Origin of the sequence: Pseudomonas sp. NPDC096950 (assembly GCF_044762525.1) — a bacterium.
In the GTDB taxonomy this organism is placed as follows: domain Bacteria; phylum Pseudomonadota; class Gammaproteobacteria; order Pseudomonadales; family Pseudomonadaceae; genus Aquipseudomonas.
The window spans coordinates 39,932-62,438 of sequence record NZ_JBIWEL010000021.1; the positions used below are offsets into that span (position 1 = coordinate 39,932).

The window sequence follows — 22,507 nt, forward strand, 5'->3', positions numbered from 1 at the left end:
GACAGGTTGCGCACCTTTAGATACAGCTATTTAGAACGGAAATTTCACCACTTTCGTTATAAGGTAACGAGATGTGACGGGGTTCGACGTCAGCAACGATAAACACTGGGGTGGTATGCAAGTCGATCTTGATGTCGATGGAACGCAAGTAGCCGGGTTGCCGCGCTTTCAGCAGGCGCTCTTTCACGGGCGGCGATTGCGTCAATATGCAATCGGCTTGAGCGCCGTGGCAGCGATGGGGTTGGTGCTGGCGTTTTTTGTCGCGCTGTTTGCGCCGCAGTCGCTGTGGGGCGCGCTGTTGGTCAACCAGAGCGCCGGGTTGCTGGTGCTGATCGCCGGCCTACAATCAGCCTGGTGGGTGACCCAATGGCGCGCACAGGCGATGAATCCGGTTACATCGGTGCCGGTCGTTGTTGAAGAAGACACTGTCGCGCCAGTGGGTTGGTACGAGCGCTTGCTGGATCGCATCAGCCAGCGCTGGGTGCACCTGCTGGCGCAGATTGGCGCGTCGACGTTCTGGCTGGTCGGCTGGGCCGTGTTGACGTTGTTCAGTATCGAGCAAGTCTGGAACCTCGCTTTAACGCCCGCCACGCTGGGTTTGTCCGCCAGTATCGGCGCTGCACTGTCACTGTTGCTGGCCTTCGGTTTGCTGGTGCTGGAGCGTCAACTGGCCCAGGAAAACCTCGCCGAGTGGCCGGAAGCGGGGGCGTTGGCGCAGCTCACGCGTGTCGCCATTATTTGCCTGGTGCTGAGCGCGCTATGCCTGTTATTCGGCAATGACACCGCCGTCTGGCCGGTGCGGCTGGCGGTGTTGATCGGTTTGCTGCCGGGGCTGGTGGCCGTCGAGTTGTTGTTGCGCGCGGTGCTGTCGTTGTTCAGTCCTCAGCGTAAAAACCTTGAACCGTCGTTGCTGGCGCGCAGCTTCGTCGCCGACATGCTGCGTTGGCCGCCACAACCGTTGCTGGCACTGCAGCACGAATTGCACAACCGCTTCGGCATCGACCTGCGGCAAATCTGGGCCTTCACCTACATGCGCCGGGCGTTTTTTCCGGTGGTGGCGGTGGTGGCGATCATTGGTTGGGCGCTGACTGGCATTCACGAAATCCCGCTGCAAGGACGTGGCATTTACGAACGCTTTGGCAAACCGGTGGAGGTGTTCGGCCCAGGTTTACACGCGGGTTTGCCTTGGCCGTTGGGGCGGGTGTTGAACGTCGAGAATGGTGTGGTCCATGAGTTAGCCACCAGCGTCGGCGAAGCGTCGGCACCCGTGGTGGCCGAACCGGCCGAAGGTCCGGCCCCGGCGATTGCCAATCGCTTGTGGGACGCCAGCCATGTGAACGATAAATCCCAAGTCATCGCCAGCAGTCGCGCCGACAAGCAGAGCTTCCAGATCGTCAATATGGACGTGCGCTTCGTCTATCGCATTGGCCTGAGTGATCAAGCCGCGTTGGCCGCGACCTACAACAGCGCCGATGTCCCGACGCTGATTCGCAGCACCGCCAGCCGGATTCTGGTGCACGATTTTGCCTCGCGAACCCTCGACGGTTTGCTCGGTGAAGACCGGGTAGGGCTGGGCGAAGAGATCGGTCGTGCGGTGCAGGCCGACCTGCAAAAACTCGACAGCGGCGTGGAAATTCTCGCCACCGTGGTTGAGGCGATTCATCCACCGGCCGGCGCTGCCAATGCTTATCACGGTGTGCAAGCGGCGCAGATTGGTGCCCAGGCGTTGATCTCCCGCGAGCGCGGTGCAGCAGCGGAGGCGACCAACCAGGCGCAGTTGCAGGCCAGCATTGCTCGCGATCAAGCCACCGCGAATGCCCGTGAAATCAACGCAACGGCGCAAGCCTCGGACCTGCGTTTCAGCGCCGAGCGCAAGGCCTATGCCAGTGCCGGTCAGGCTTTCGTACTGGAGCAATATTTCAGTCAACTGACCCAGGGCCTGGCCAACGCCAAGCTCTTGGTTCTCGATCATCGCCTGGGCGGCAGCAGTAATGCGCCGACCATCGACCTCCGTACGTTCACGCTGCCGGCTGACCCTGCGTCGCCGCGTAACACCGCTCAGCCAGGAGCCACCCATTGAGCCAGTCGCATACTCACGATCACGATGACCACACTGGCCACGATCACGGCCACGGCGGGCACCACCACGGTCATCACCACCACCATCACGGCGCTCCCGAGGAGGCCGGCCCATTCCCGTGGCGACGCATGGGCTGGGCGGCGTTGCTGGTGGCGTTCGCCATCGCCGCCGCGAGCCTGGTGCAAGTGCGCTCGGGGGAGGCCACGGTGATTACCCGATTCGGCAACCCGTCACGGGTGTTGCTGGAACCGGGCCTCGGTTGGCGTTGGCCGGCGCCGTTCGAAGCGGCGATTCCGGTGGATCTGCGCTTGCGAACGACCTCCAGCGGTTTGCAGGATGTCGGCACGCGGGACGGTTTACGCATCATCGTTCAGGCTTACGTGGCGTGGCAGGTGCAGGGTGATCCGGACAATGTGCAACGCTTTATGCGCGCCGTGCAGAATCAGCCGGATGAAGCTGCACGACAGATTCGAACCTTTGTCGGCTCGGCACTGGAAACCACTGCCAGCAGTTTTGACCTGGCCAACCTGGTGAACACCGACGCCAATCAAGTGCACATCGCTGATTTCGAAGCCCAGTTGCGTCAACAGATTGATCAGCAGTTGCTCACCACTTATGGCGTGCGTGTGCTGCAAGTGGGTATCGAACGTTTGACCTTGCCGTCGGTGACACTCACCGCCACCGTCGATCGCATGCGCGCCGAGCGTGAAACAATTGCCACCGAACGCACGGCGATCGGCAAGCGTGAAGCCGCGCAAATCCGATCTGCCGCCGAGCGTGACGCGCGCATTGTGCAGGCCGATGCCACGGTGAAAGCCGCCGACATCGAAGCGCAATCCCGGGTCGAAGCCGCACAGATTTACGGCCGCGCCTACGCTGGATCGCCGCAGCTTTATAACTTACTGCGCTCCCTCGATACCTTGGGCACGATTGTTTCACCGGGCACCAAACTGATTCTGCGCACCGATGCGGCGCCATTCCGCGTATTGGTTGACGGTCCGCCGAGCCTCGAAAACAAGTCCGGGTCGCAGCCATGAATTTGGTTCCACGTGGAACAAATGAGTTAAGCAGCCCCTGGATTCAGGCCGGGCGTTTGGCTTTTCTGGCGCTTTATGCGGTGACGGTGTTGGCCGCTTTGGCGTGGGCGTTCTCCAACGTGAGGCAAATTGATCCACAAAATCGTGCCGTGGTTTTGCACTTCGGTGCCCTGGATCGCATCCAGAATGCCGGTCTGTTATTGGCTTGGCCGCGTCCTTTCGAACAGGTGATTTTGTTGCCGGCAGCGGACCGAGTCATCGAACGCCGAGTGGAAAACCTGCTACGCAGCGATGTGGCTTTACAGGCGGATCGGGTGGCGACGTTTGCCACGCCGCTCAGCGATGCGCTCGCCGGCTCTGGTTATTTGTTGACCGGTGATGCCGGTGTGGTGCAACTGGATGTGCGAGTGTTTTACAAAGTCACCGAGCCGTATGCCTTCGTCCTTCAAGGTGAGCATGTGCTGCCGGCACTGGATAGGTTGGTCACCCGCAGCGCATTGGCGCTCACCGCTGCACGGGATCTCGACACGATCCTGGTGGCCCGACCTGAGCTGATCGGCGCCGACAACAAAGCCGCCGAACGTCGTGAACGCTTGCGCGGTGATCTTGTGCAAGGCATCAACCAACGCCTGGCCGAACTGACCGCAACGGGGCAGGGGATCGGCATTGAAGTCGCTCGGGTCGATGTGCAATCGAGTCTGCCCGGCCCGGCGGTGAACGCGTTCAACGCGGTGTTGACCGCCAGTCAACAAGCCGACAAAGCCGTGGCCAATGCCCGCACCGAAGCCGAGAAACTCACCCAGACCGCCAACGAGCAAGCCGACCGAACCGTGCAAGTGGCTCATGCCAACGCCAGCGAACGACTGGCCAAAGCCTCGGCGGATACCGCGACGGTACTGAGCCTGGCCAAGGCGCAACAGCAGGGCACTGACCCGCAAATGCTGCTGCGCATTTACCGCGAGCGGATGCCGAAGATTCTCGGTCAGGCTGGATCGGTGACCACGGTCGACCCGAAAGACGATTCCCGCCTGATCATTCAGGGAGCTGCCCAATGACTGCCCAAACCGCTGCCGCGCCGAGCATGTTGTCCTCGGCTGAACAACGCAGTGCCGCGCGCCAATTGACCCTCGCCATGCTTGCCTTGGGCTTGCTCGGGCTCGGTTTGATCTGGCGCTGGATGTCGCCGGAGCAAACCGGCGTCAGCCAATTGCTGCTGGGGTTCGCCTCGCTGTTGGTCGCGGTGCCGGTGATGCGTTCGGCCTGGTACAGCTTGCGCTACCCGAGCTTGCACGGAATCACTGATCAACTGATCGCCTTGGCCATGCTCGGTGCCTGGGCCACGGGCGATCTGCTCACCGCCGCGTTGCTGCCGATCATCATGATCTTTGGCCACGTGCTGGAAGAGCGCAGTGTGATTGGCTCCCAGGAGGCGATTCATGCCCTCGGCAAACTGACCCGCAGCCATGCGCGCAAGGTTCAGGCTGACGGCACTGTGATTGAAGTCGACAACGGCACGCTCAAGTCTGGCGATATTGTGGAAGTGCGCGCCGGTGACCGGGTGCCGGCGGATGGTCGGGTGTTGTCCGGTCAGGCGAGCCTCGACACGGCTTCGATTACCGGCGAGTCGGTGCCGTTGGAAGCGGTGGTCGGCATGAGCGTGTTCGGTGGCGCGATCAACCTTGATGGCCTGTTGCGCATTGAAGTGACCCGCACCGGCAACGAATCGACCCTCGGCAAAGTCATCGCGCTGATGCAAAGCGCTGAGCGTTCCAAACCGCCGATCACCCGATTGCTGGAGCGTTATGCCGGCAGCTACATGGTGCTGGTGTTGCTGCTCGCTGCTGTGACCTGGTTTATCACCAACGACGCCCAGGCGATGTTGGCGGTGTTGGTGGCGGCGTGTCCGTGTGCATTGGTGTTGTCGGCGCCGGCCACGGCGATTGCCGGGGTCGCAGTGGCGGCGCGCCACGGGATTCTGATTCGCAGCTCGGCGTTTCTTGAAGAACTGGCAGATCTGACGTCGCTGGTGGTGGATAAAACCGGGACGCTGACCTTCGGCACCTTGCGCCTGCAATCCATCGATAGCCCGTTGGAGGACCGTGGACACGTGTTGAAACTCGCCGCCAGTCTCGGTTCGGCGAGCAGTCACCCGGTCAGTCGGGCGCTGGCGAGTCTGGTGACTCAGGAGCATTTCCTGTTGCTCTCGGATATTCACGAACGCCAGGGTCTGGGCGTGGTGGCGATGACGGAGCAGGGCGAGGCCGCGCTCGGGCGTCCGGAATTGTTCGCACAGTTGGGCATCGCCACTTCGGCCGTTCCCGAACACGATGGGCCGATTGCCGGGTTGGCGCTGAACGGTGAGTTCCTCGCGTGGTTGCTGTTGGCGGATACGGTCAAACCTGAAGCGCGGTTTGCCTTGAATGAGTTGCGTGAGTTGGGTCTGGGCCGGCAGTTATTGCTCACGGGCGATCGACAAAGTGTCGCGCATACATTGGCCCGCGATGTCGGTATCAGTGACGTCGAAGCCCAAGCTTTGCCCGAAGACAAACTCAATCGTGTGCTGACAGAAATCGGCAGCGGTTTCCGGCCGATGGTGGTCGGGGATGGCATCAACGATTCCCTGGCGCTGAAGGCCGGTGTTGTCGGCGTGGCCATGGGCGCGGGCGGGGCGGATATTGCGCTCGCGTCAGCGGACATCGTGCTGATCGGCAGCGACCTGCGCCGGCTCGGGACTTGTGTGCGGTTGAGCCGCCAGTGCCGCCAGACGTTGCAGGTCAACGTGATCATCGGCCTGGGTTGGACCCTGGCGATCGTCGCCTTCGCGGCCTTCGGTTGGCTCGGCGCGGCGGGGGCGATGATTGCCGCGTTGCTGCATAACCTGAGCACGCTGCTGGTGTTGGGGAACGCCGGGCGTCTGCTGCGGTTTCAGGAGCCTTTGCTCAAGTTGAAGGATGAAGCCTGAAACGGCTCTAACCCGGGGAGATCACCGCAAAACCAACTTTTTAGAACTGTATACATCTTTCGTAGTCATCTAGGGTGAAGGCCATCAGTTTGCAGATTCACGACGGCTGGTTGAAGCGCCGCGAGTTATAGAAAAACGCTATTAAATCGATAGCCAGCTATTTTTCTAATGATGGTCTACCCTCAAATCAGACGTCTGAAACAAGGGGGATAAACCATGCTCGCGCAACTTCCACCGGCCTTACAGAATCTGCAGCTACCGCTACGCCTGCGACTCTGGGACGGCCATGAATTCAATCTGGGGCCGACGCCCAGCGTCACCATTGTGGTCAAGGACCCACAAATGGTTACCCAGTTGACCCACCCAAGCCTGGACGCACTCGGGGCAGCGTTTGTCGAAGGCAAACTTGAGCTGGAAGGCTCAATCAGCGATGTCATCCGCGTCTGTGATGAGTGGAGCCAGGCATTGTTGGGTGACGCCGACACTCAGCCGGTTCGCCTCGTCCACGACAAGGAAACCGACGCCAAAGCCATTTCCTACCACTACGACCTCTCCAACGCGTTTTATCAGCTGTGGCTCGACAGCGACATGGCGTATTCCTGCGCCTATTTCGAGACCGGCAGCGAATCGCTGGAACAAGCCCAGCAAGCCAAATTCCGTCATCTATGCCGCAAGTTGCGCCTGCAACCAGGCGACTATCTGCTGGATGTCGGTTGTGGCTGGGGTGGACTGGCACGCTACGCGGCACGGGAGTTCGGCGCGAAGGTGTTCGGCATTACCTTGAGCAAAGAGCAACTGGCTCTTGCCCGCGAACGGGTTAAAGAAGAAGGCCTGGAGGACCAGATCGAACTGCAGCTGCTCGACTACCGCGATCTGCCCCAGGACGGGCGTTTCGATAAGGTGGTCAGCGTCGGCATGTTCGAACACGTCGGCCATGCGAACCTGGCCGAGTACTGCAAAATCCTGTTCGGCGCGGTGAAGGAGGGCGGCCTGGTGATGAACCACGGGATCACCGCCAAGTACACCGATGGCCGTCCAGTAGGACGCGGTGCCGGTGATTTCATCGAGAAGTACGTGTTCCCCAACGGCGAGCTGCCACACCTTTCCATGATCTCTGCCGAGATCAGCGAAGCAGGGCTGGAGATTGTCGATGTCGAGAGCCTGCGCCTGCATTACGCGCGAACCCTCGATCACTGGAGCGAACGCCTCGAAGACAACCTGGAAGCCGCCGCCAAAGAGGTACCGCAGCAGGCATTGCGGATCTGGCGGCTGTACCTGGCCGGTTGCGCCTACGCCTTCGCCAAGGGCTGGATCAACCTGCACCAGATCCTCGCGGTGAAAGCCCACCCGGATGGCAGCCATGAACTGCCCTGGACCCGCGACGACATCTACACGCCTTAAAGTATCGGTGAAATAAGCCGGGCGACCCGCATGCCAATCTGTTGCAGGCGGTGGGTCTCCCGGCTTTCTTCTTTGGCGATCTCATGTGCCTGGGCGAAGTCATCGTTGAGCATCTGCTCCACCTCGGCAGCGAACGCGCTGTCGACGGTCAACAACATCACTTCGAAATTCAGCCGAAACGAACGGTTGTCCAGATTGGCGCTGCCGATGGCGCTGATTTCGCTGTCGATCAACACCACTTTCTGATGCAGGAATCCGGGTTCGTAGCGGAAGACTCGCACGCCCGCGCGCACCGCTTCGAAAGCGTAAAGGCTCGACGCGGCGTAGACGATCCGGTGATCCGGTCGCGATGGCAGCAGAAGCCGCACATCCACACCGCGCAGTACAGCCAGGCGTAAAGCGGCGAACACCGCTTCGTCTGGAATGAAATAGGGGCTGGTGATCCACACCCGTTCCGTCGCCGCATGAATGGCTTCGACGAAGAACAGTGAACAGGTCTCGTAGGAATCCGCCGGGCCACTGGCGAGTAATTGGCAGAGCACGCCGTCGTCCGGGTATACGTCCGGCAGAATCAGCGGCGGTAGCGTACGGGCGGCCCAGAACCAGTCTTCGGCAAAGGACTCCTGCATGCAGGCCACCACCGGTCCGCGCACCTGAACGTGGGTATCGCGCCACGGCGCCAGGGGCGGTTTCTCGCCCATGTATTCGTCGCCGACGTTGTGCCCGCCAACGAAGCCCAGCACACCATCGACCACCACGATTTTGCGGTGGTTACGGAAGTTAACCTGGAACCGGTTGAGCCAGCCGCTACGGGTAGCAAACGCTTTGACCTCGACGCCGGCATCGCGCAATGGCTGCACGTAGCTGTGGGGCAACGAGTGACTGCCGATGCGGTCGTAAAGTAGATAGACCGCCACGCCTTCGGCGGCTTTCTTCAGCAGCAGGGTTTGCAGGCGTTGGCCGAGTCGGTCGTCGTGGATGATGAAGAACTGGATCAGCACCGCTTCCCTGGCGTTGTTGATGGCGTCGAAAATCGCCTCGAAAGTCGCGTTGCCGTTGATCAGCAGGTGCACTTCGTTGTTCGCCAGGCACGGCATGCGTCCCAGTTTCGGCATTGCTCTCAATGAGGCGTAGGCGCTGGATGCGCGGGCCGTCAGCGCTTCTTCGACCCAAGGGCGCCAGTTCAGCTCGGAGATCGCCTTGCGCATTTCTTCGTTGGCCTGGCGCCGGGCCTTGATGTAACCATCGAAGGTGCTGCGGCCGAAGACCAGGTACGGGATGAGTGTCAGGTAGGGAATGAACAACAGCGAAAGGGCCCAGGCTATCGAGCCTTGGGCGGTTCGAACGGTTAACACGGCGTGAATGGCGGCAATCAGGCCCAGCGAGTGCAGTAGCGCGATCAGATAACCGAAAATGTGCGGTCCAAAATAATCCATGGGGCAACCTTGCTCCTGAAGATTCAATACGTAAAAGACCATGTTCCGTGCAGAATGTCGCTATTTAATTGGCCCATGAACCGAAGCACATGGCTGACGTCTAACGGCCACTAATGATCAGGAGTTACTCGATGAACGTTCGTCTGCTGGGTTTGGCCATGGCCCTTGGTTTGTCCCTTCCTGTGGCTGCTCAGGCGCAGATGCTGCAACCGGGTTTGTGGGAATTGACCACGAGCAACATGAAAGTCGATGACCAGAACCTGCCGGATCTGCAATTGATCCTCGGCCAGTTGCAAGGCCAGATGACCCCGGAACAGCGCGCGCAGCTGGAGAAGCAGGGCATCACCATGGGCGGAAAAGGGATTCGTGCATGTCTGACTCAGGCTCAAGTGGCGTCGGACAATATTCCGCTGACGGACCCGCAATCGGGCTGCAAGCAGGAAATTACCGACCGTAACGGCAACCAGTGGAAATTCCGCTTCAGCTGCCCGAAAGCGCAAGGTGCGGGTGTTGCCACGTTCTTGAGTGATCGTGAGTTCACCACCAAGGTCAACGGCACGTTCAACGCGACCGGCATTCAGCAGAAGGGCAGCCTGGATACCCGTGCGGTGTGGCTGGGGCAGGATTGCGGCACGGTCAAGCCGAGAGCTTAAAAGCTTCGCGAGCAAGCCCGCTCCCACATTGGTTTTGTGAATGCCACAGATCCAATGTGGGAGCGGGCTTGCTCGCGAAGGCGTCCATTCAAACGCCGCAATCCTTCGGATGCAAAAAACCACACACCTCATCAATCCGCATCCGCCCGAAATCCTCCCCGCTGCAACTGCGCACGCTGACAAACCCGCCGTGCTTTTCCTTCTCTCCGACCACCAACAGATACGGCACGCTGCGCTCGCTGTGCAGGCGAATCTTGTAGCCGATCTTTTCGTTGCGCAGATCGACATGGGCGCGCACGCCACTGCGTCGCAGTTCCTCGGTCACCGATTGGGTGTAAGCAATCTGGCGCTCGTCGATGTTCACCACCATCACTTGTGGTGGGGCGCGCCAATGCTCCAACTCTAGTTGGCTTGGCCAGCATGTCCCGTAGATTCGTTGCAGTGAGGTGCCGCCGACATGATCCAGGGCGAAGGCTTGCAGCACTCTGGTGGCTGGCACATGCGGCCCCTTGGTCAGGTAGTCGCCGTCGCCCAAGCGGTACACCGAATGCCTTTCGGTTGCGGACAGTGACCGCTGTCGGATGGAGTGGTTGCCCGCCGCCAGCATGTGCATGCGTACTTCAATCGGGGTCAGGTCCGCCAGCGTTAACGCGCGTTGCAATGCGAACTCATAGAAGAAGCCATCACCCAGTGCCGAGCCCTTCAGCAGCAGGACACTCGGATGCAGTTGCTTCACCGCCATGGCCAGCATCAGCGCACAGGAACGACGCAATATCTCCAGGCCATCGGGTTCCTGGGGCGTGACGATACTGACCCGGGCATCGCCCTGGATCATAAACCCACAATCCACCAGCACACCGTCCACCCGACCGGCCACCGCTGCTTTGGCCAACGCGAGGCCGATACTCGCCGCCAGCTCATACACGGACAATGGCTGATCGTATTCGCGCAGTGAGCCGTCGGGCAGGGTGATATGGATCATGGTCACTGGTCTCGGGAATGAGCGCGTTAGCGCATGAAGCGCAGGGGCAGACCCTGGCAGCTGTCATGTAGACGATTGGCGTGCCAGGCAATTTGCCCCGACACCAGTGTGGTGCTGACGCTATGGCGAAAACGCCGCGTGGCAAAAGGTGTCCAGCCGCACTGGGAGAGGATCGGTTGCTGAGAAACGGCAACGCCGTCCGGCTCAGGTTTGATCAGCACCAGATCGGCCCAATAGCCTTCGCGCAGATACCCACGGTCGGGAATTGCGAACAGATCGGCGACCCGATGACTGGTCTTGGCCACGAGGGTGGTGAGCGGCAGTACCTCATCCGCGACCAATTCCAGCAGCGCGGGAAGGGCATGCTGCACCAGCGGCAGACCGGACGGCGCCTGACTGTAGGGACGCTGTTTTTCCGCCCAGGTGTGGGGCGCGTGATCGCTGCCGATCACATCCAGCCGGTTGCTCAGCAAGGCTTGGCGCAAGGCGTCGCGGTCGGTTTGGGATTTGATCGCCGGGTTGCATTTGATCAGGTTGCCCAGGCTTGGATAGTCGCGATCATCGAACAGCAAATGATGCAGGCAAACTTCGGCGGTGATGTGTTTCTGGGCCAGCGGTTTGTCTTCGAACAAGGCCAGCTCAAGTGCCGTGGTCAGGTGCAAAACATGCAGTCGAGTGCCGTGACGCTTGGCCAGTTCGACGGCCATTGAGGAAGAACGGAAGCAGGCCTCGGTGTTGCGGATCAGCGGATGGGCGGCGGCAGGAATCTGGTCGCCGTACAGTGCTCGCAAGGTTGCCGCGTTGGCATCGATGCTTGGCGTGTGTTCGCAGTGGGCCAGCAGGATCGTCGGCACCTCGGCGAACAGGCGCTCCAGAATCCGCGGATCGTCCACCAGCATGTTGCCGGTGGACGCGCCCATGAACACTTTCACCCCGGCGACTTCGCAAGGGTTGAGCGCGGCAACGGTGTCCAGATTGTCGTTGCTCACGCCGAAGTGAAAGCCGTAGTTGGCCACCGAGTTGATCGCCGCCCGGCGTTTTTTGTCGGCCAATGCGTCGAGGGTGAGGGTGGCCGGATGAGTGTTGGGCATGTCCATGAAACTGGTGATGCCGCCAGCCACCGCCGCCCGGGATTCGGTATAGAAGCTGCCTTTGTCCGGCGCCCCCGGATCACGGAAATGCACCTGGTCATCGATCATGCCCGGCAACAGCCATTGGCCCCGGGCATCGATTTCCACGTCCGCGGTTTCGCCCTCGATGCTGCTGGCGATCTTGACGATGCGGCCATTGCTGACCAACAGATCGCCGTCAGACACACGGCCTTCGTTCACCAACCGGGCGTTGCGAATCAGCACGCTGCTCATGGTCAGAACTCGTTCTGCAGGGCTTTGTAGCCGCGCACCAGATCGACGTTGGTGCGCGCCACGTCCTCGGAAAACTCCGAGGCGCTGATGCTTACCGGCGGGAACTGCGACAGGTCGGTGCCTGGGCCAATACGTGTAGTGGACGGCACGTAGAAGGCATCGGGCAAGTCCCGGCCGTCGACTACCGAGTTGTGCCGAACCACGCATCCATTCCCGACCGAGCAGTTGAACAGCACGCTGTTGAAGCCGATGAATACCCGGTCGCCGACGGTGCACGGGCCATGCACGATTGAGCGGTGGGCGATGGAGCTGAACTCGCCGATGGTCACCGCCGCGCCGGACTTGGAATGGATCACCACGCCGTCCTGAATGTTCGAGTTGGCGCCGATGGTGATCGGCTCCATCTCACCCGTGGCATCGACTTCGTCGGCGCGAATCACCGCGTACGGACCAACGAAGACGTTCTCGCCGATCACCACTTTGCCGCAGATGATCGCGGTTTTATCCACGTACGCGGACTCCGCAATCACCGGCAGATCACCTGAAGGATTCTTTCGGATCATGGTTTGCTCAGCGCGTCGTACAGGGTGTTGAGGTTGTATTCGAACAGACCGGCGAAGGTGCTGGCCGGGCCGGTTGCCGCCAGCGCATCGGAGTAAAGCGTGCCGCCAATGTGCGCGCCGCTTTCATCGGCAATCTGCTTGAGCAGGCGGGCATCCTTGATGTTTTCCATGAACACCGCTTTGACCTTGGCCTGGCGAATCTGGGTGATTAACTGCGCCACTTCTGCGGCCGAGGGTTCACGCTCGGTGGACAGACCTTGAGGGGCCATGAAGTCGATGCCGTAAGCCTGGCCGAGGTAACCGAACGCGTCATGGGACGTTACGATCTTGCGGTTACCCGGTGGCAGCGAACCGAGTTTGGCCTTGGCTTCGGCGAGCAGGGCGTAGATCTGTTTCAGGTAGGCCTGGCTGTTGCGCTGGTAGTCGGCTTTGTTCGCGGGGTCGGCGGCGATCAGCGCTTTGGTGATGTTGGCGATGTACAACTCGGTGTTCGCCAGGTTGTGCCAAGCGTGCGGGTCGGGAACGGTTTCGCCGTCCTCATCCAGCGAGCGCGGAATCACGCCGTGGCTGGCGCTGATCACCGGGGCTTTGGTTTCGGTGCTGGTCACCAGGCGATCCAGCCATGGCTCAAACCCGAGGCCGTTCTTGATGATGAGCTTGGCCTTGAGCAAGGCTTTGGCGTCATCCGGGGTCGGCTCGTAAGTGTGGGCATCGGCGTCCGGGCCGACCATGTTGGTGATCTGGATATGATCGCCGCCGACCTGATGGGTCATGTCGGCGAGGATGCTGAAACTGGTGACCACCTGGAGTTTTTCTGCGGCAGACAGCGACATCGACAGCATCAAACTGAACAGCACGAGTAAAGCGCGCATCGGGAAACACCTCATTGGGATGTGAGCAAAGGCGGGCGGCGCAGCAAGCCGTGCACCGGACCGAACACCACGGACAGCAGATACAGACCACCAGCCACCAGCACGATGGCCGGGCCGCTGGGCAGCGAGTAGTAGAACGACAGCAGTAATCCGAACCACACTGAGAGGCAGCCGAGCGCGGCGGCGATGGCCATCAACACCGGCAGGCGACGGCTCCAGAAGCGTGAAGCGGCCGCCGGCAACATCATCAAACCAACCACCATCAGCGCGCCGATGGCCTGGAAGCCGATCACCAGATTCAGCACTACAAGGGTCAGAAATACCCCGTGGGCGAGCGGCCCGAGACGGCTGACGGTTTGCAGGAAGAGTGGGTCGAGGGTGTCGAGTAATAGCGGTTTGTAGATCAGGGCCATGGCGATCAGGCTGAAGCCGGAGACCCAGAGCATGCCGGTGAGCGTGGGGCCATCGACCGCCAATGCCGAGCCGAATAGCAGGTGTAACAGGTCCAGGCGTTTGCCGGCGATGCCGAGGATCAGCACGCCGCTGGCCAGGGAGATAGGGTAAATGGCGGCGAGGCTGGCGTCTTCTCGCAGACCGGTGCGACGGGTGATCCATGCGGCGAGTCCGGCCATGCTCAGGCCGGCGCCGAGGCCGCCGATGGTGAGGGCAGGAAGGCTTAATCCTGCGAACCAGAAGCCCAACGCAGCGCCGGGCAAGATGCCGTGAGCGACGGCGTCACCGATCAGACTCATACGGCGCAGTATCAGAAACACGCCAAGCGGCGCGGTGCTGCACGCCAGAACCAGACCGCCGAGCAATGCCCGGCGCATGAAGACGAATTCGTGGAACGGTTGCCAAAGGTGGGCGGCGACGATCATCAAGCCACCTGCGTTTGCGGTTGTTGGCGGATGAGTTCGGTGCTGGGTCCGAGGGTGCAGCCGCTGCTTTTGATCAGCAGGGTTTGGGGAATGTGTTGGCGCACGGCGGCGAGATCGTGGCAAACCACGACCAAGGTTCGACCTTCGGTGTGCCAAGCGTGGATGTGGTTCCAGAGCAGTTCCTGGCCGAGTTCATCGAGGGCGGCATGGGGTTCGTCGAGCAGGAGCAAAGGGGCTTCGGCCAAGCTCAAGCGGGCGAGCAGGGCGCGTTGTAATTCGCCGCCGGAGAGTGCCATCAGCGGGCGATGTTCCAGGCCTGACAGGCACCAATCGTCCAGTACTGTTTTGAGTTTCTGGCTGCGGGCATCGGGCGATTGTTTGCTGCCCCAGAATCCGGCGGCCACCAGTTCTTGGAGGCTGATGGGGAATTGTCGGTCCAGGTGTTGTTGCTGGGGCAGGAACGAAAGGCCGCCCTTGCGTGGAACATCCAGGACGATTTTGCCGGCCAGTGGTTTTTGCAAGCCGGCGATGACTTTCAACAGGCTGCTTTTGCCCGAGCCATTGGCGCCGATGACCGCAGTCAGGCTGCCCTCGGGCAGCTCGAAATCTACGGCTGGCGTGAGGGGTTGGCCGGGTGCGCCCCAGCGTAGGGATTGGCAGCGGATCATGCGGCCTCCCAGTGATGGTGACTCTCGGCGACTGCATCGTGAGCGTGAAGGCTCTCGGCGTGCACGACTCGTATGTGGAAAGCGTTGATGCCGGGGGAGCGTTTCAGGGCCAGGTTCAAACGTCGTGCGGCGTCTTCGCAGAACATCAGGTTCTGACCATTGGCGAGGGCGAAGGCTTGTTCGTCAGCGCGTTTTACTGCTGTTTGCACGGCTGTGCCGAGAGCGGCTTCGGCGTCGTTGATGACGGCGATTAAAGGCAAGTCATCGAGATAGTCGTCCAGACGCAGCTGCAAATGCGCGGTGCTGCGTTGGCTGTGAGGGGTGGCGACGATGCCTTTTGTCGAGCCGAGCCAGGCCAAAACATCGGCGTGTTGCAGCGGCGTGTTGGCGAAATCATCGACGAATTGCTGCTGGATAAGTTGTCGCGACAAAGCCGCTGAACACGGGCACGTCGAGGAATAAGGCACGTCGATTTTTAGTTCCACGTGGAACATATCGTTTTTCAATCGCGCTTCGATGCTCGCTGGATAGGTTTTCCAGCCAGCCAATGGACTAACAAGTGCCGGTCGTTTGAGCAGTAAATCGACGTGAATTTTCAGGTAAGCGCTGGAGGACAATCCTTCGTGGCTGTCGAGAAAGCGCTGCAAAACTTTGTGCAGTAAACCCGGTGTGAGGTTTTCCCGTTCAAGCACTTCCAGCGCCAGATAAAGTCGCGACATATGAATGCCGCGTGCTTCGCCATCGTCCAGGCTGACGCCCGCATCGGCCTTGGCGCTCAGCCTTTGGCCATCGAATAACACAGGAAGAGCAATGCCGCACATGCCCACCCACTCGAGTGGCAGGGCTTGGCGTGAGGCCTGCGCGGCGATATCCGGCAGAGTCAGCGCATTCATGAGCAGGTCCATCGTGGGAGTTGATTTGGCATGTTATATTATTACACTAACATCGACGATGCCTTTTTCGCCAGCGGGCTTTCACCATGCACAGACGTCACTTGCTCAACCTGATTCTGGCCAGCGCGGCCTTCGCTTTACCCTTTGGTGTTTCGGCCACACAGATTCGCAACGCCCGGCTCTGGCGTTCGGATGACAAGTTGCGATTGGTGTTCGATTTGAGCGGGCCGGTGCAATTCAAGACGTTCACCCTGAGTTCGCCCGAGCGATTGATCATCGATCTGAGTGGCGCAAATCTCAGCGGCGATTTCAGTCAGTTGGCGTTGAACAACACGGTGATCCGCTCGATTCGCTCCGGTCACTACGGCCAAGGCGATACCCGAATCGTTCTCGACCTCAGCGCGCCGGTGCAGCTCAACAGCTTCCAGTTACCGCCCCAGGACGGGCAGGGTCATCGGCTGGTGCTCGATATGAAAACCTCTGCGCCAATGCAGATTGCGGCGGCGCCAATCCGTGAGCCGATCATCGACAAGGCTCACCCCAAGCGCGACATCATCGTGGTGGTGGATCCTGGCCACGGCGGCAAAGACCCGGGCGCGGTCGGCGCCAAAGGTGAGCGGGAAAAAGACGTGGTGCTGTCGATCGCTCAACTACTGGCCAAACGACTGAAACGCGAGAAGGGCTACGACGTGAAACTGGTGCGCAACGACGACTTCTTCGTCCCGCTGCGCAAACGCGTGGAGATCGCCCGCAAGCACAACGCTGACATGTTCATCTCGGTTCACGCCGATGCCGCGCCACGGCTCACCGCGTCCGGTGCGTCGGTGTATTGCTTGTCCGAAGGTGGCGCCACCTCGGCCACGGCCCGGTTCATGGCGCAGCGGGAGAACGGCGCCGACCTGCTGGGCGCCACCAGCCTGCTCAATCTCAAGGACAAGGACCCGATGCTTGCCGGGGTGATTCTCGACATGTCGATGAACGCGACCATCGCCGCCAGCCTGCAACTGGGCAGCACCGTGCTCGGCAGTCTGGCCGGCATCACCACGTTGCATCAAAAACGCGTGGAACAGGCCGGATTTGCCGTGCTGAAGTCGCCGGACGTGCCGTCGATCCTGGTGGAAACCGGCTTCATCTCCAACGCCCGCGACAGTCAGCGCCTGGTCACGGCGCGACATCAACAGGCGGTGGCTGACGGTTTGTTCGACGGTCTGCAGCGCCATTTTCAGAAGAATCCGCCGCTCAACAGCTACGTCGCGTGGCAGCAGGAACAGAAAAAAGCGCAGGTCTAGCAGCCGGCAATCCGGCTACAGGTGAATTTGCCGCTGCTCCCGCCGGAACTGGAGAACCGATTGATGGTGGTCCAGCCAACGCGGCGGTTGTAGCCGACCCAGGCTTCGCCGTCGGAGGCGAGCCCGGTGAAAAATGTCAGTTGCCCATAGCGGCTGCTGGTCTGCGCCCAATAGCGTTTGCCCGTCACTTCAAAGCCTCGCAGATAGATCGTGCTGCCGACGGTGTTGACGCTGTAGGCGTTGCCGTCGGGGTCGACACATGCGAGCAGGTTGGCGCTGCGAGTGCATTTGGCCAGGTTCGGGATTTGTCCCCAGGCATCGACGGCAACCAGTAGCGAAAAACCCAGCAACGAATACTTCAGGACGTTTCCCATGGCGTTTCTCAAGGAGCGAACGGGCTCAAGCATCGGGCCCTTTGTCGTGGCGGACAAGAGGGGAGTGGGTTATTTGTGTTGTTATACTATAACATAAAAACACGACTGCCCTTGAGCTCCAAAAACGTGAAGAGCTGCGCGAACGCTATCAACAGGCGCTTCGACCGGCCATACCCTGTGAGGAATACCTGATGCCCAATCGTCTCCCCGTGACCGTCCTGTCGGGCTTTCTTGGCGCCGGCAAGAGTACGCTGCTGAATTACGTACTACGTAATCGCGACAATCTGCGGGTCGCCGTGATCGTCAACGATATGAGCGAGATCAACATCGATGGCAGCGAAGTCCAGCGCGATGTCAGCCTGAACCGCGCCGAAGAGAAACTCGTGGAAATGAGCAATGGGTGCATTTGCTGTACGTTGCGTGAGGATTTGCTGGAAGAGGTCAGCAAACTCGCGAAGGACGGTCGATTCGATTATCTGTTGATCGAGTCCACCGGTATTTCCGAACCGCTGCCCGTGGCGGAAACCTTCACCTTCCGCGACGAAGAAGGCCAGAGCCTGGCCGACATCGCCCGCCTCGACACCATGGTCACCGTGGTTGATGGCATGAACTTCCTGCTCGACTATCAGGCCGCCGAAAGCCTCGCCTCCCGTGGCGAAACCCTGGGCGAGGAGGATGAGCGTTCGATCACCGACCTGCTGATCGAGCAGATCGAATTCGCCGACGTGATCCTGATCAGCAAGATCGACTTGATCAGCAGCAGCGAACGTCAGGAGCTGATTGCGATCCTCGAACGGCTCAACGCCCAGGCCGAAATCATCCCGATGGTCATGGGCGAAATTCCGTTGGAAAAGATCCTCAACACCGGCCGCTTCGACTTCGAAAAAGCCGCCCAGGCCCCAGGCTGGTTGCAGGAGTTGCGCGGCGAGCACGTGCCCGAAACCGAAGAATACGGCATCGCCTCCACGGCCTACCGCGCGCGCCGACCGTTCCATCCCCAGCGCTTTTTCAGCTTCATCGACCGCCCATGGGTGAATGGCAAACTGCTGCGCTCCAAGGGATTTTTCTGGCTGGCCAGCAAGCACATGGACGCCGGAAGTTGGTCACAGGCCGGCGGTTTGATGCGTCATGGTTTTGCCGGTCGCTGGTGGCGTTTCGTGCCGAAAACCCAGTGGCCGCAGGACGAGGAAAGCACCGCCGGGATCATGGAAAACTGGACCGCGAGCACCGGCGATTGCCGCCAGGAACTGGTGTTCATCGGCCAGAACATCGACTTCGCCCAACTCACCGCCGAACTCGACAATTGCCTGCTCACCGACGATGAAATGGCCCAAGGCATCGAAGGCTGGCGCCTGTTGCCAGACCCGTTTGGCCCTTGGCACGAAGAGGCGGCCTGATGCTAACGCTCAACCCTGTGGGAGCGGGCTTGCTCGCGAAGGCGTCGGCTCGTACACCACGCCAACATCACGGAGCCAACCCGAAAGTCCTGACAAAAATCCTCCACGACGACGCCAATCTCGCCGTCTGGCAGCGCCAACTCCCGGTACACATCGCCGATTTCGCCAGCCTGTTGCTGTCTCTGAACGAACCACTGGCCGAATCGCTGTCCCTGGAAATGCTTACCGAAGACGCCGAGCCCAATTTGCGCGGATTGGCCTCGAGTTTCAGCGATCTGGAAGGCTACGAGGGCTTTATTGCCGACGTGTCCTGGCTGGTCAGCGCGTTTGCCTGTTTGCTCGGTGCCAAGCGAGTCGGCCTGCGTTTGCGGGTGCTGGACAAGGCCATGTGCCCACGATTCCACGTCGATCATGTGCCGGTGCGGCTGATCACCACCTATGCCGGTGTCGGCAGCCAGTGGCTCAAGGAAGGGGCGATGGATCGCCGGCAACTGGGCAATCCCGGGGCGGAGCCACAGTCGTCGATCCAGCAAATCAACAGCGGCGACGTGGCACTGCTCAAAGGGGAAAAGTGGCACGGCAATGAGGGTTTCGGCCTGATCCATCGTTCGCCAGAACCGGCGCCGGGTGAGCGCCGATTGATCCTGACTCTCGACTGGCTCAACTGACCATTCAGGGGTTAAGCCAGGCTCCCTGGCTCTGCGCCTCACAAAACGGCTTCAGATACGCCGCATCGGTGGCCACGCCGTAATAGTGAATATCCTGGCGGTAGGGCATATTGGCGACTTGGGCGTTGCTGCACACGCCGAAGGCGCCAGTGGGGCATTGGTCGACGTATTGCACTTCGACCTTCTGCCCGGGCAGGTTCGGCTGGCAAAAACCGTCGGCGAACAGTTTTTCCGGGATGTTGCGGTTCTGCTGGCAGACCTTCACGTCCAGACGCTCCGCCTGGCTGTGGACCACACACGCCTGGGCCAGCACCTCGCCCGACGTCAGCGCGAGCAGCAACGACAATCCCATCAACCGCATTCTCTACCTCCTCAGAAACCTTCGACCATGTTGCAGAACATCCCCACTCACGTCATCGCCGGGCCATTGGGTGCCGGCAAGACCAGCCTGATCAAGCACCTGTTGGCGCAGCGGCCGGCACATGAGCGCTGGGCGGTGCTGATCAACGAGTTCGGCCAGATCGGCCTCGACGCTGCGCTGCTGACCCAGGACGCCGATGGTATCGCACTGGGCGAAGTGGCCGGGGGCTGTTTGTGTTGCGTCAATGGTGCGCCATTCCAGATCGGCCTCGGGCGGTTGCTGCGCAAGGCGCGGCCGGATCGGCTGTTTATAGAGCCCTCCGGGCTGGGCCATCCGGCGCAGTTGCTGCGACAGTTAAGCGAGGCACCATGGCTTGGTGTGCTGGCGGTTCAGCCGTGTGTTTTGGTGCTGGATGCCCAGGCACTTGCGGCCGGGAAACCGCTGCCGGCGGCGCAACAGGAGGCATTGAATAGCGCGGGTTTGTTGCTGTTGAACAAGTCGGAAGGTCTCGATGATGGCGATCGTCAACGAATCATGGCGCTGCTGCCGACACGTCGTTTGTATTGGACGCAACAAGCGGTTTTGCCGTTGAGCGAATTGCCGGGGCTTGAGGCTCAAGGCATCGAGGGTGTGGATAACTTAATCGTCCCCAAGGGCTTGGCGCAAATGCCGGCGATCTGGACTGATCCCACGTTTCCAATTTGCTTGAGTCAGGAACAGGACGGCGGCTGGAGTATTGGCTGGCGTTGGCATCCGAGTCAGAGGTTTGATTCGGCACTGATTAGCCAGTGGCTTGGGAGCCTTGCCTGGCGGCGCGCGAAGCTGGTTATCCACAGCGTCGAGGGTTGGGTTTCAGCGAATGCGCTGGATAACTCGGCACTGCAGTGGCAGCCGAGTGAATGGCGGCAGGATTCGCGGATTGAGCTGATCTTCAGTGAGCCGCAGGATGTTGATGATCTGCAGAATGGTTTAGCCAGGTGCCGATATGTGCGCGGTGTTTGAGGCCGTCTTTGCGAGCAAGCCCGCTCCCACAGGAAATCTACGTAGTACACGAAATGCGCGTGCGCTGAAGATCAACTGTGGGAGCGGGCTTGCTCGCGAATCGTTCTAACTGACGACATCATCCTTCAAGGACGCCATTTGGTGTGTTCCTGCCGCCATTGGCTCAGCTCAATGACTTCGGCACGAGGCTTCACCACCTCGACCACCGTCGGCGCATCGTCAAACGGCATTGGGTAGGGCGCCAGCTCGATCTGCGCACTATGCGCACCAAACTGAGTGATCGTCCCGGTATGGCGCGTCTCGCCTGTAACGGTGAATTCGAAGTTATACACCCGCGCCAAACGTCGACGGCCGTTGGCATCTTTGATAAAACCGATTTTTTTCAGCGCCACGTTGCCGTCGAGCAACTCGATTTCGAGTTTGGCGCAATGCTGCTTGACCCGCTCCAGCGCGCGCTCGCGCAAGCCGTGGTTATGCCACAGCCACGCGGCGCCGGTGGCCAGCAGCATTAGCACGAAGATATTTCCGAGGGTCAGCATCAACAAAGTGCTCCAACAAGATAGTGCCAGCTTAACTGCGTCGCCGGTCTGTCGTACAGGCTGTGTTTAGTCGCATACTGCGCGGCTCGAATTTCAATCGTTTTACGGAAAACTCACCGCATGAAACGTACGCCCCATCTGCTCGCCATCCAGTCCCACGTGGTGTTCGGCCACGCTGGCAACAGCGCCGCGGTTTTCCCGATGCAGCGGGTCGGGGTGAACGTCTGGCCGCTCAACACCGTGCAGTTCTCCAACCACACGCAATACGGGCAGTGGGCGGGTGAAATATTTCCGCCGCATCAGATTCCCGAGCTGGTGGAAGGCATCGCCGCAATTGGTGAGCTGGGCAACTGCGATGCGGTGCTGTCCGGTTACCTCGGCAGTGCGGCCCAGGGCCGGGCGATCCTCACGGGGGTGGCGCGGATCAAGTCGATCAATCCCAAGGCGTTGTACCTGTGCGACCCGGTGATGGGCCACCCGGAGAAGGGTTGCAGCGTACCGGCCGAGGTCAGCGATTTCCTGCTGGAAGAAGCCGCCGCTGTAGCGGATTTCATGTGCCCGAATCAGCTAGAGCTGGACAGCTTCTCGGGGCGCAAGCCGCAGTCGCTGTTCGATTGCCTGGCCATGGCGCGGGCGCTACTGGCACGCGGACCGAAGGCGGTGTTGGTCAAGCACCTGGACTATCCCGGCAAGCCTGAGGAAGTTTTCGAGATGTTGCTGGTGACAGCTGAGGGGAGTTGGCACTTGCGCCGGCCATTGTTGGCGTTTCCGCGTCAGCCGGTGGGCGTGGGTGACCTGACGTCCGGGTTGTTCCTGGCCCGTGTGCTGTTGGGTGACAGCCTGGTGGCGGCGTTCGAATTCACCGCAGCGGCGGTGCACGAGGTTTTGCTGGAAACCCAGGCCTGCGCCAGCTATGAGCTGGAACTGGTGCGGGCGCAAGACCGGATCGCCCATCCTCGGGTGCGGTTTGAGGCGACGCCGATCAGTCTCTGAGTTCGGCGTCGAGGCCATTCGCGAGCAAGCCCGCTCCCACATTTGAACGCAGTCTCCTGTGAGAGCGGGCTTGTTCGCGAAGGCTATCTAAAGAA

The 22,507-nt window shown here is 60.6% G+C and carries 22 protein-coding genes; 11 read left to right on the forward strand and 11 right to left on the reverse strand.

What is annotated here, in order from left to right:
- Window positions 1-115: 115 nt before the first annotated feature.
- The 5 genes from hflK (ACIQY3_RS25900) (at window position 116) to cfaB (ending at window position 7,480) form a co-directional block, all read left to right on the forward strand.
- Window positions 116-2,080 (forward strand): protease modulator HflK, encoded by a 1,965-nt coding sequence (hflK, locus tag ACIQY3_RS25900; protein WP_403025670.1) that lies wholly within the window; start codon window positions 116-118, stop codon window positions 2,078-2,080.
- The gene (gene hflC / locus ACIQY3_RS25905) at window positions 2,077-3,117 is read left to right on the forward strand and encodes a protease modulator HflC (protein WP_054048226.1); all 1,041 of its coding nucleotides are present in this window, start codon (window positions 2,077-2,079) and stop codon (window positions 3,115-3,117) included. Before hflK (ACIQY3_RS25900) ends, hflC begins: the two co-directional genes overlap by 4 nt.
- Entirely contained in the window at window positions 3,114-4,172 is a 1,059-nt protein-coding gene (gene hflK, locus ACIQY3_RS25910; protein WP_403025477.1) for a protease modulator HflK, read from the forward strand. Before hflC ends, hflK (ACIQY3_RS25910) begins: the two co-directional genes overlap by 4 nt.
- On the forward strand, window positions 4,169-6,079 hold the full coding sequence (locus ACIQY3_RS25915; RefSeq protein ID WP_403025480.1) for a heavy metal translocating P-type ATPase: 1,911 nt from the start codon (window positions 4,169-4,171) through the stop codon (window positions 6,077-6,079). Before hflK (ACIQY3_RS25910) ends, ACIQY3_RS25915 begins: the two co-directional genes overlap by 4 nt.
- Before the next feature lie 216 nt (window positions 6,080-6,295).
- Window positions 6,296-7,480 carry a C17 cyclopropane fatty acid synthase CfaB gene (gene cfaB / locus ACIQY3_RS25920; RefSeq protein ID WP_403025483.1) on the forward strand — a complete coding sequence of 395 codons (1,185 nt, stop codon included), beginning with the start codon at window positions 6,296-6,298 and terminating at the stop codon, window positions 7,478-7,480.
- On the opposite strand, the gene cls is transcribed toward cfaB, so the two are convergent.
- Window positions 7,477-8,916 (reverse strand): cardiolipin synthase, encoded by a 1,440-nt coding sequence (gene cls / locus ACIQY3_RS25925; protein WP_403025486.1) that lies wholly within the window; start codon window positions 8,914-8,916, stop codon window positions 7,477-7,479. The genes cfaB and cls overlap by 4 nt on opposite strands.
- 131 nt (window positions 8,917-9,047) lie before the next feature.
- Between cls and ACIQY3_RS25930 the strand changes: the two genes are divergently transcribed.
- Window positions 9,048-9,569 (forward strand): DUF3617 domain-containing protein, encoded by a 522-nt coding sequence (locus tag ACIQY3_RS25930; protein WP_403025488.1) that lies wholly within the window; start codon window positions 9,048-9,050, stop codon window positions 9,567-9,569.
- An 88-nt stretch (window positions 9,570-9,657) separates the two neighbouring features.
- On the opposite strand, the gene ACIQY3_RS25935 is transcribed toward ACIQY3_RS25930, so the two are convergent.
- The 7 genes from ACIQY3_RS25935 to folE2 are packed head-to-tail and all read right to left on the reverse strand — an operon-like array spanning window position 9,658 to window position 15,789.
- Entirely contained in the window at window positions 9,658-10,551 is an 894-nt protein-coding gene (locus ACIQY3_RS25935; RefSeq protein WP_403025491.1) for a His/Gly/Thr/Pro-type tRNA ligase C-terminal domain-containing protein, read from the reverse strand.
- A 26-nt stretch (window positions 10,552-10,577) separates the two neighbouring features.
- Window positions 10,578-11,915: a dihydroorotase gene (locus tag ACIQY3_RS25940; protein WP_403025494.1), complete on the reverse strand. Its 1,338-nt coding sequence runs from the start codon at window positions 11,913-11,915 to the stop codon at window positions 10,578-10,580.
- 2 nt (window positions 11,916-11,917) lie between these two features.
- The gene (locus ACIQY3_RS25945; protein ID WP_403025497.1) at window positions 11,918-12,478 is read right to left on the reverse strand and encodes a carbonate dehydratase; all 561 of its coding nucleotides are present in this window, start codon (window positions 12,476-12,478) and stop codon (window positions 11,918-11,920) included.
- Window positions 12,475-13,350 carry a metal ABC transporter substrate-binding protein gene (locus ACIQY3_RS25950; RefSeq protein WP_403025500.1) on the reverse strand — a complete coding sequence of 292 codons (876 nt, stop codon included), beginning with the start codon at window positions 13,348-13,350 and terminating at the stop codon, window positions 12,475-12,477. The genes ACIQY3_RS25945 and ACIQY3_RS25950 overlap by 4 nt, the downstream gene beginning before the upstream one ends.
- An 11-nt stretch (window positions 13,351-13,361) precedes the next feature.
- Window positions 13,362-14,228: a metal ABC transporter permease gene (locus ACIQY3_RS25955; RefSeq protein WP_403025503.1), complete on the reverse strand. Its 867-nt coding sequence runs from the start codon at window positions 14,226-14,228 to the stop codon at window positions 13,362-13,364.
- A complete protein-coding gene (locus ACIQY3_RS25960; protein WP_403025506.1) occupies window positions 14,228-14,896 on the reverse strand; it encodes a metal ABC transporter ATP-binding protein in 669 nt (222 codons plus the stop codon). Before ACIQY3_RS25960 ends, ACIQY3_RS25955 begins: the two co-directional genes overlap by 1 nt.
- A complete protein-coding gene (folE2, locus tag ACIQY3_RS25965) occupies window positions 14,893-15,789 on the reverse strand; it encodes a GTP cyclohydrolase FolE2 (protein WP_403025516.1) in 897 nt (298 codons plus the stop codon). The genes ACIQY3_RS25960 and folE2 overlap by 4 nt, the downstream gene beginning before the upstream one ends.
- Window positions 15,790-15,875: 86 nt before the next feature.
- On the opposite strand from folE2, the gene ACIQY3_RS25970 reads away from it, so the two are divergent.
- Complete coding sequence (locus tag ACIQY3_RS25970; protein WP_403025519.1) at window positions 15,876-17,078, forward strand: N-acetylmuramoyl-L-alanine amidase; 1,203 nt, start codon at window positions 15,876-15,878, stop codon at window positions 17,076-17,078.
- On the opposite strand, the gene ACIQY3_RS25975 is transcribed toward ACIQY3_RS25970, so the two are convergent.
- A complete protein-coding gene (locus ACIQY3_RS25975; RefSeq protein WP_403025521.1) occupies window positions 17,075-17,452 on the reverse strand; it encodes a glutamine synthetase in 378 nt (125 codons plus the stop codon). The genes ACIQY3_RS25970 and ACIQY3_RS25975 overlap by 4 nt on opposite strands.
- A gap of 191 nt (window positions 17,453-17,643) precedes the next feature.
- On the opposite strand from ACIQY3_RS25975, the gene zigA reads away from it, so the two are divergent.
- Both zigA and ACIQY3_RS25985 read left to right on the forward strand, forming a co-directional pair.
- On the forward strand, window positions 17,644-18,849 hold the full coding sequence (zigA, locus tag ACIQY3_RS25980; RefSeq protein ID WP_403025524.1) for a zinc metallochaperone GTPase ZigA: 1,206 nt from the start codon (window positions 17,644-17,646) through the stop codon (window positions 18,847-18,849).
- Entirely contained in the window at window positions 18,849-19,517 is a 669-nt protein-coding gene (locus tag ACIQY3_RS25985; RefSeq protein WP_403025527.1) for a DUF1826 domain-containing protein, read from the forward strand. Before zigA ends, ACIQY3_RS25985 begins: the two co-directional genes overlap by 1 nt.
- A gap of 4 nt (window positions 19,518-19,521) precedes the next feature.
- Here ACIQY3_RS25985 and ACIQY3_RS25990 read toward each other — a convergent pair whose 3' ends face one another.
- Window positions 19,522-19,878, reverse strand: coding sequence for an NADH:ubiquinone oxidoreductase (locus tag ACIQY3_RS25990; protein WP_403025531.1), 357 nt, complete (start codon window positions 19,876-19,878; stop codon window positions 19,522-19,524).
- Window positions 19,879-19,905: 27 nt separating this feature from the next.
- On the opposite strand from ACIQY3_RS25990, the gene ACIQY3_RS25995 reads away from it, so the two are divergent.
- On the forward strand, window positions 19,906-20,880 hold the full coding sequence (locus tag ACIQY3_RS25995; RefSeq protein WP_403025534.1) for a CobW family GTP-binding protein: 975 nt from the start codon (window positions 19,906-19,908) through the stop codon (window positions 20,878-20,880).
- Window positions 20,881-21,005: 125 nt separating this feature from the next.
- Here the strand turns inward: ACIQY3_RS25995 and ACIQY3_RS26000 are convergent, their stop codons facing one another.
- Window positions 21,006-21,419 carry a DUF3301 domain-containing protein gene (locus tag ACIQY3_RS26000; protein WP_403025537.1) on the reverse strand — a complete coding sequence of 138 codons (414 nt, stop codon included), beginning with the start codon at window positions 21,417-21,419 and terminating at the stop codon, window positions 21,006-21,008.
- A gap of 120 nt (window positions 21,420-21,539) precedes the next feature.
- Here ACIQY3_RS26000 and pdxY point away from each other — a divergent pair, with 120 nt between their 5' ends.
- A complete protein-coding gene (gene pdxY / locus ACIQY3_RS26005) occupies window positions 21,540-22,412 on the forward strand; it encodes a pyridoxal kinase PdxY (RefSeq protein ID WP_403025540.1) in 873 nt (290 codons plus the stop codon).
- The last annotated feature ends 95 nt before the right edge of the window (window positions 22,413-22,507 follow it).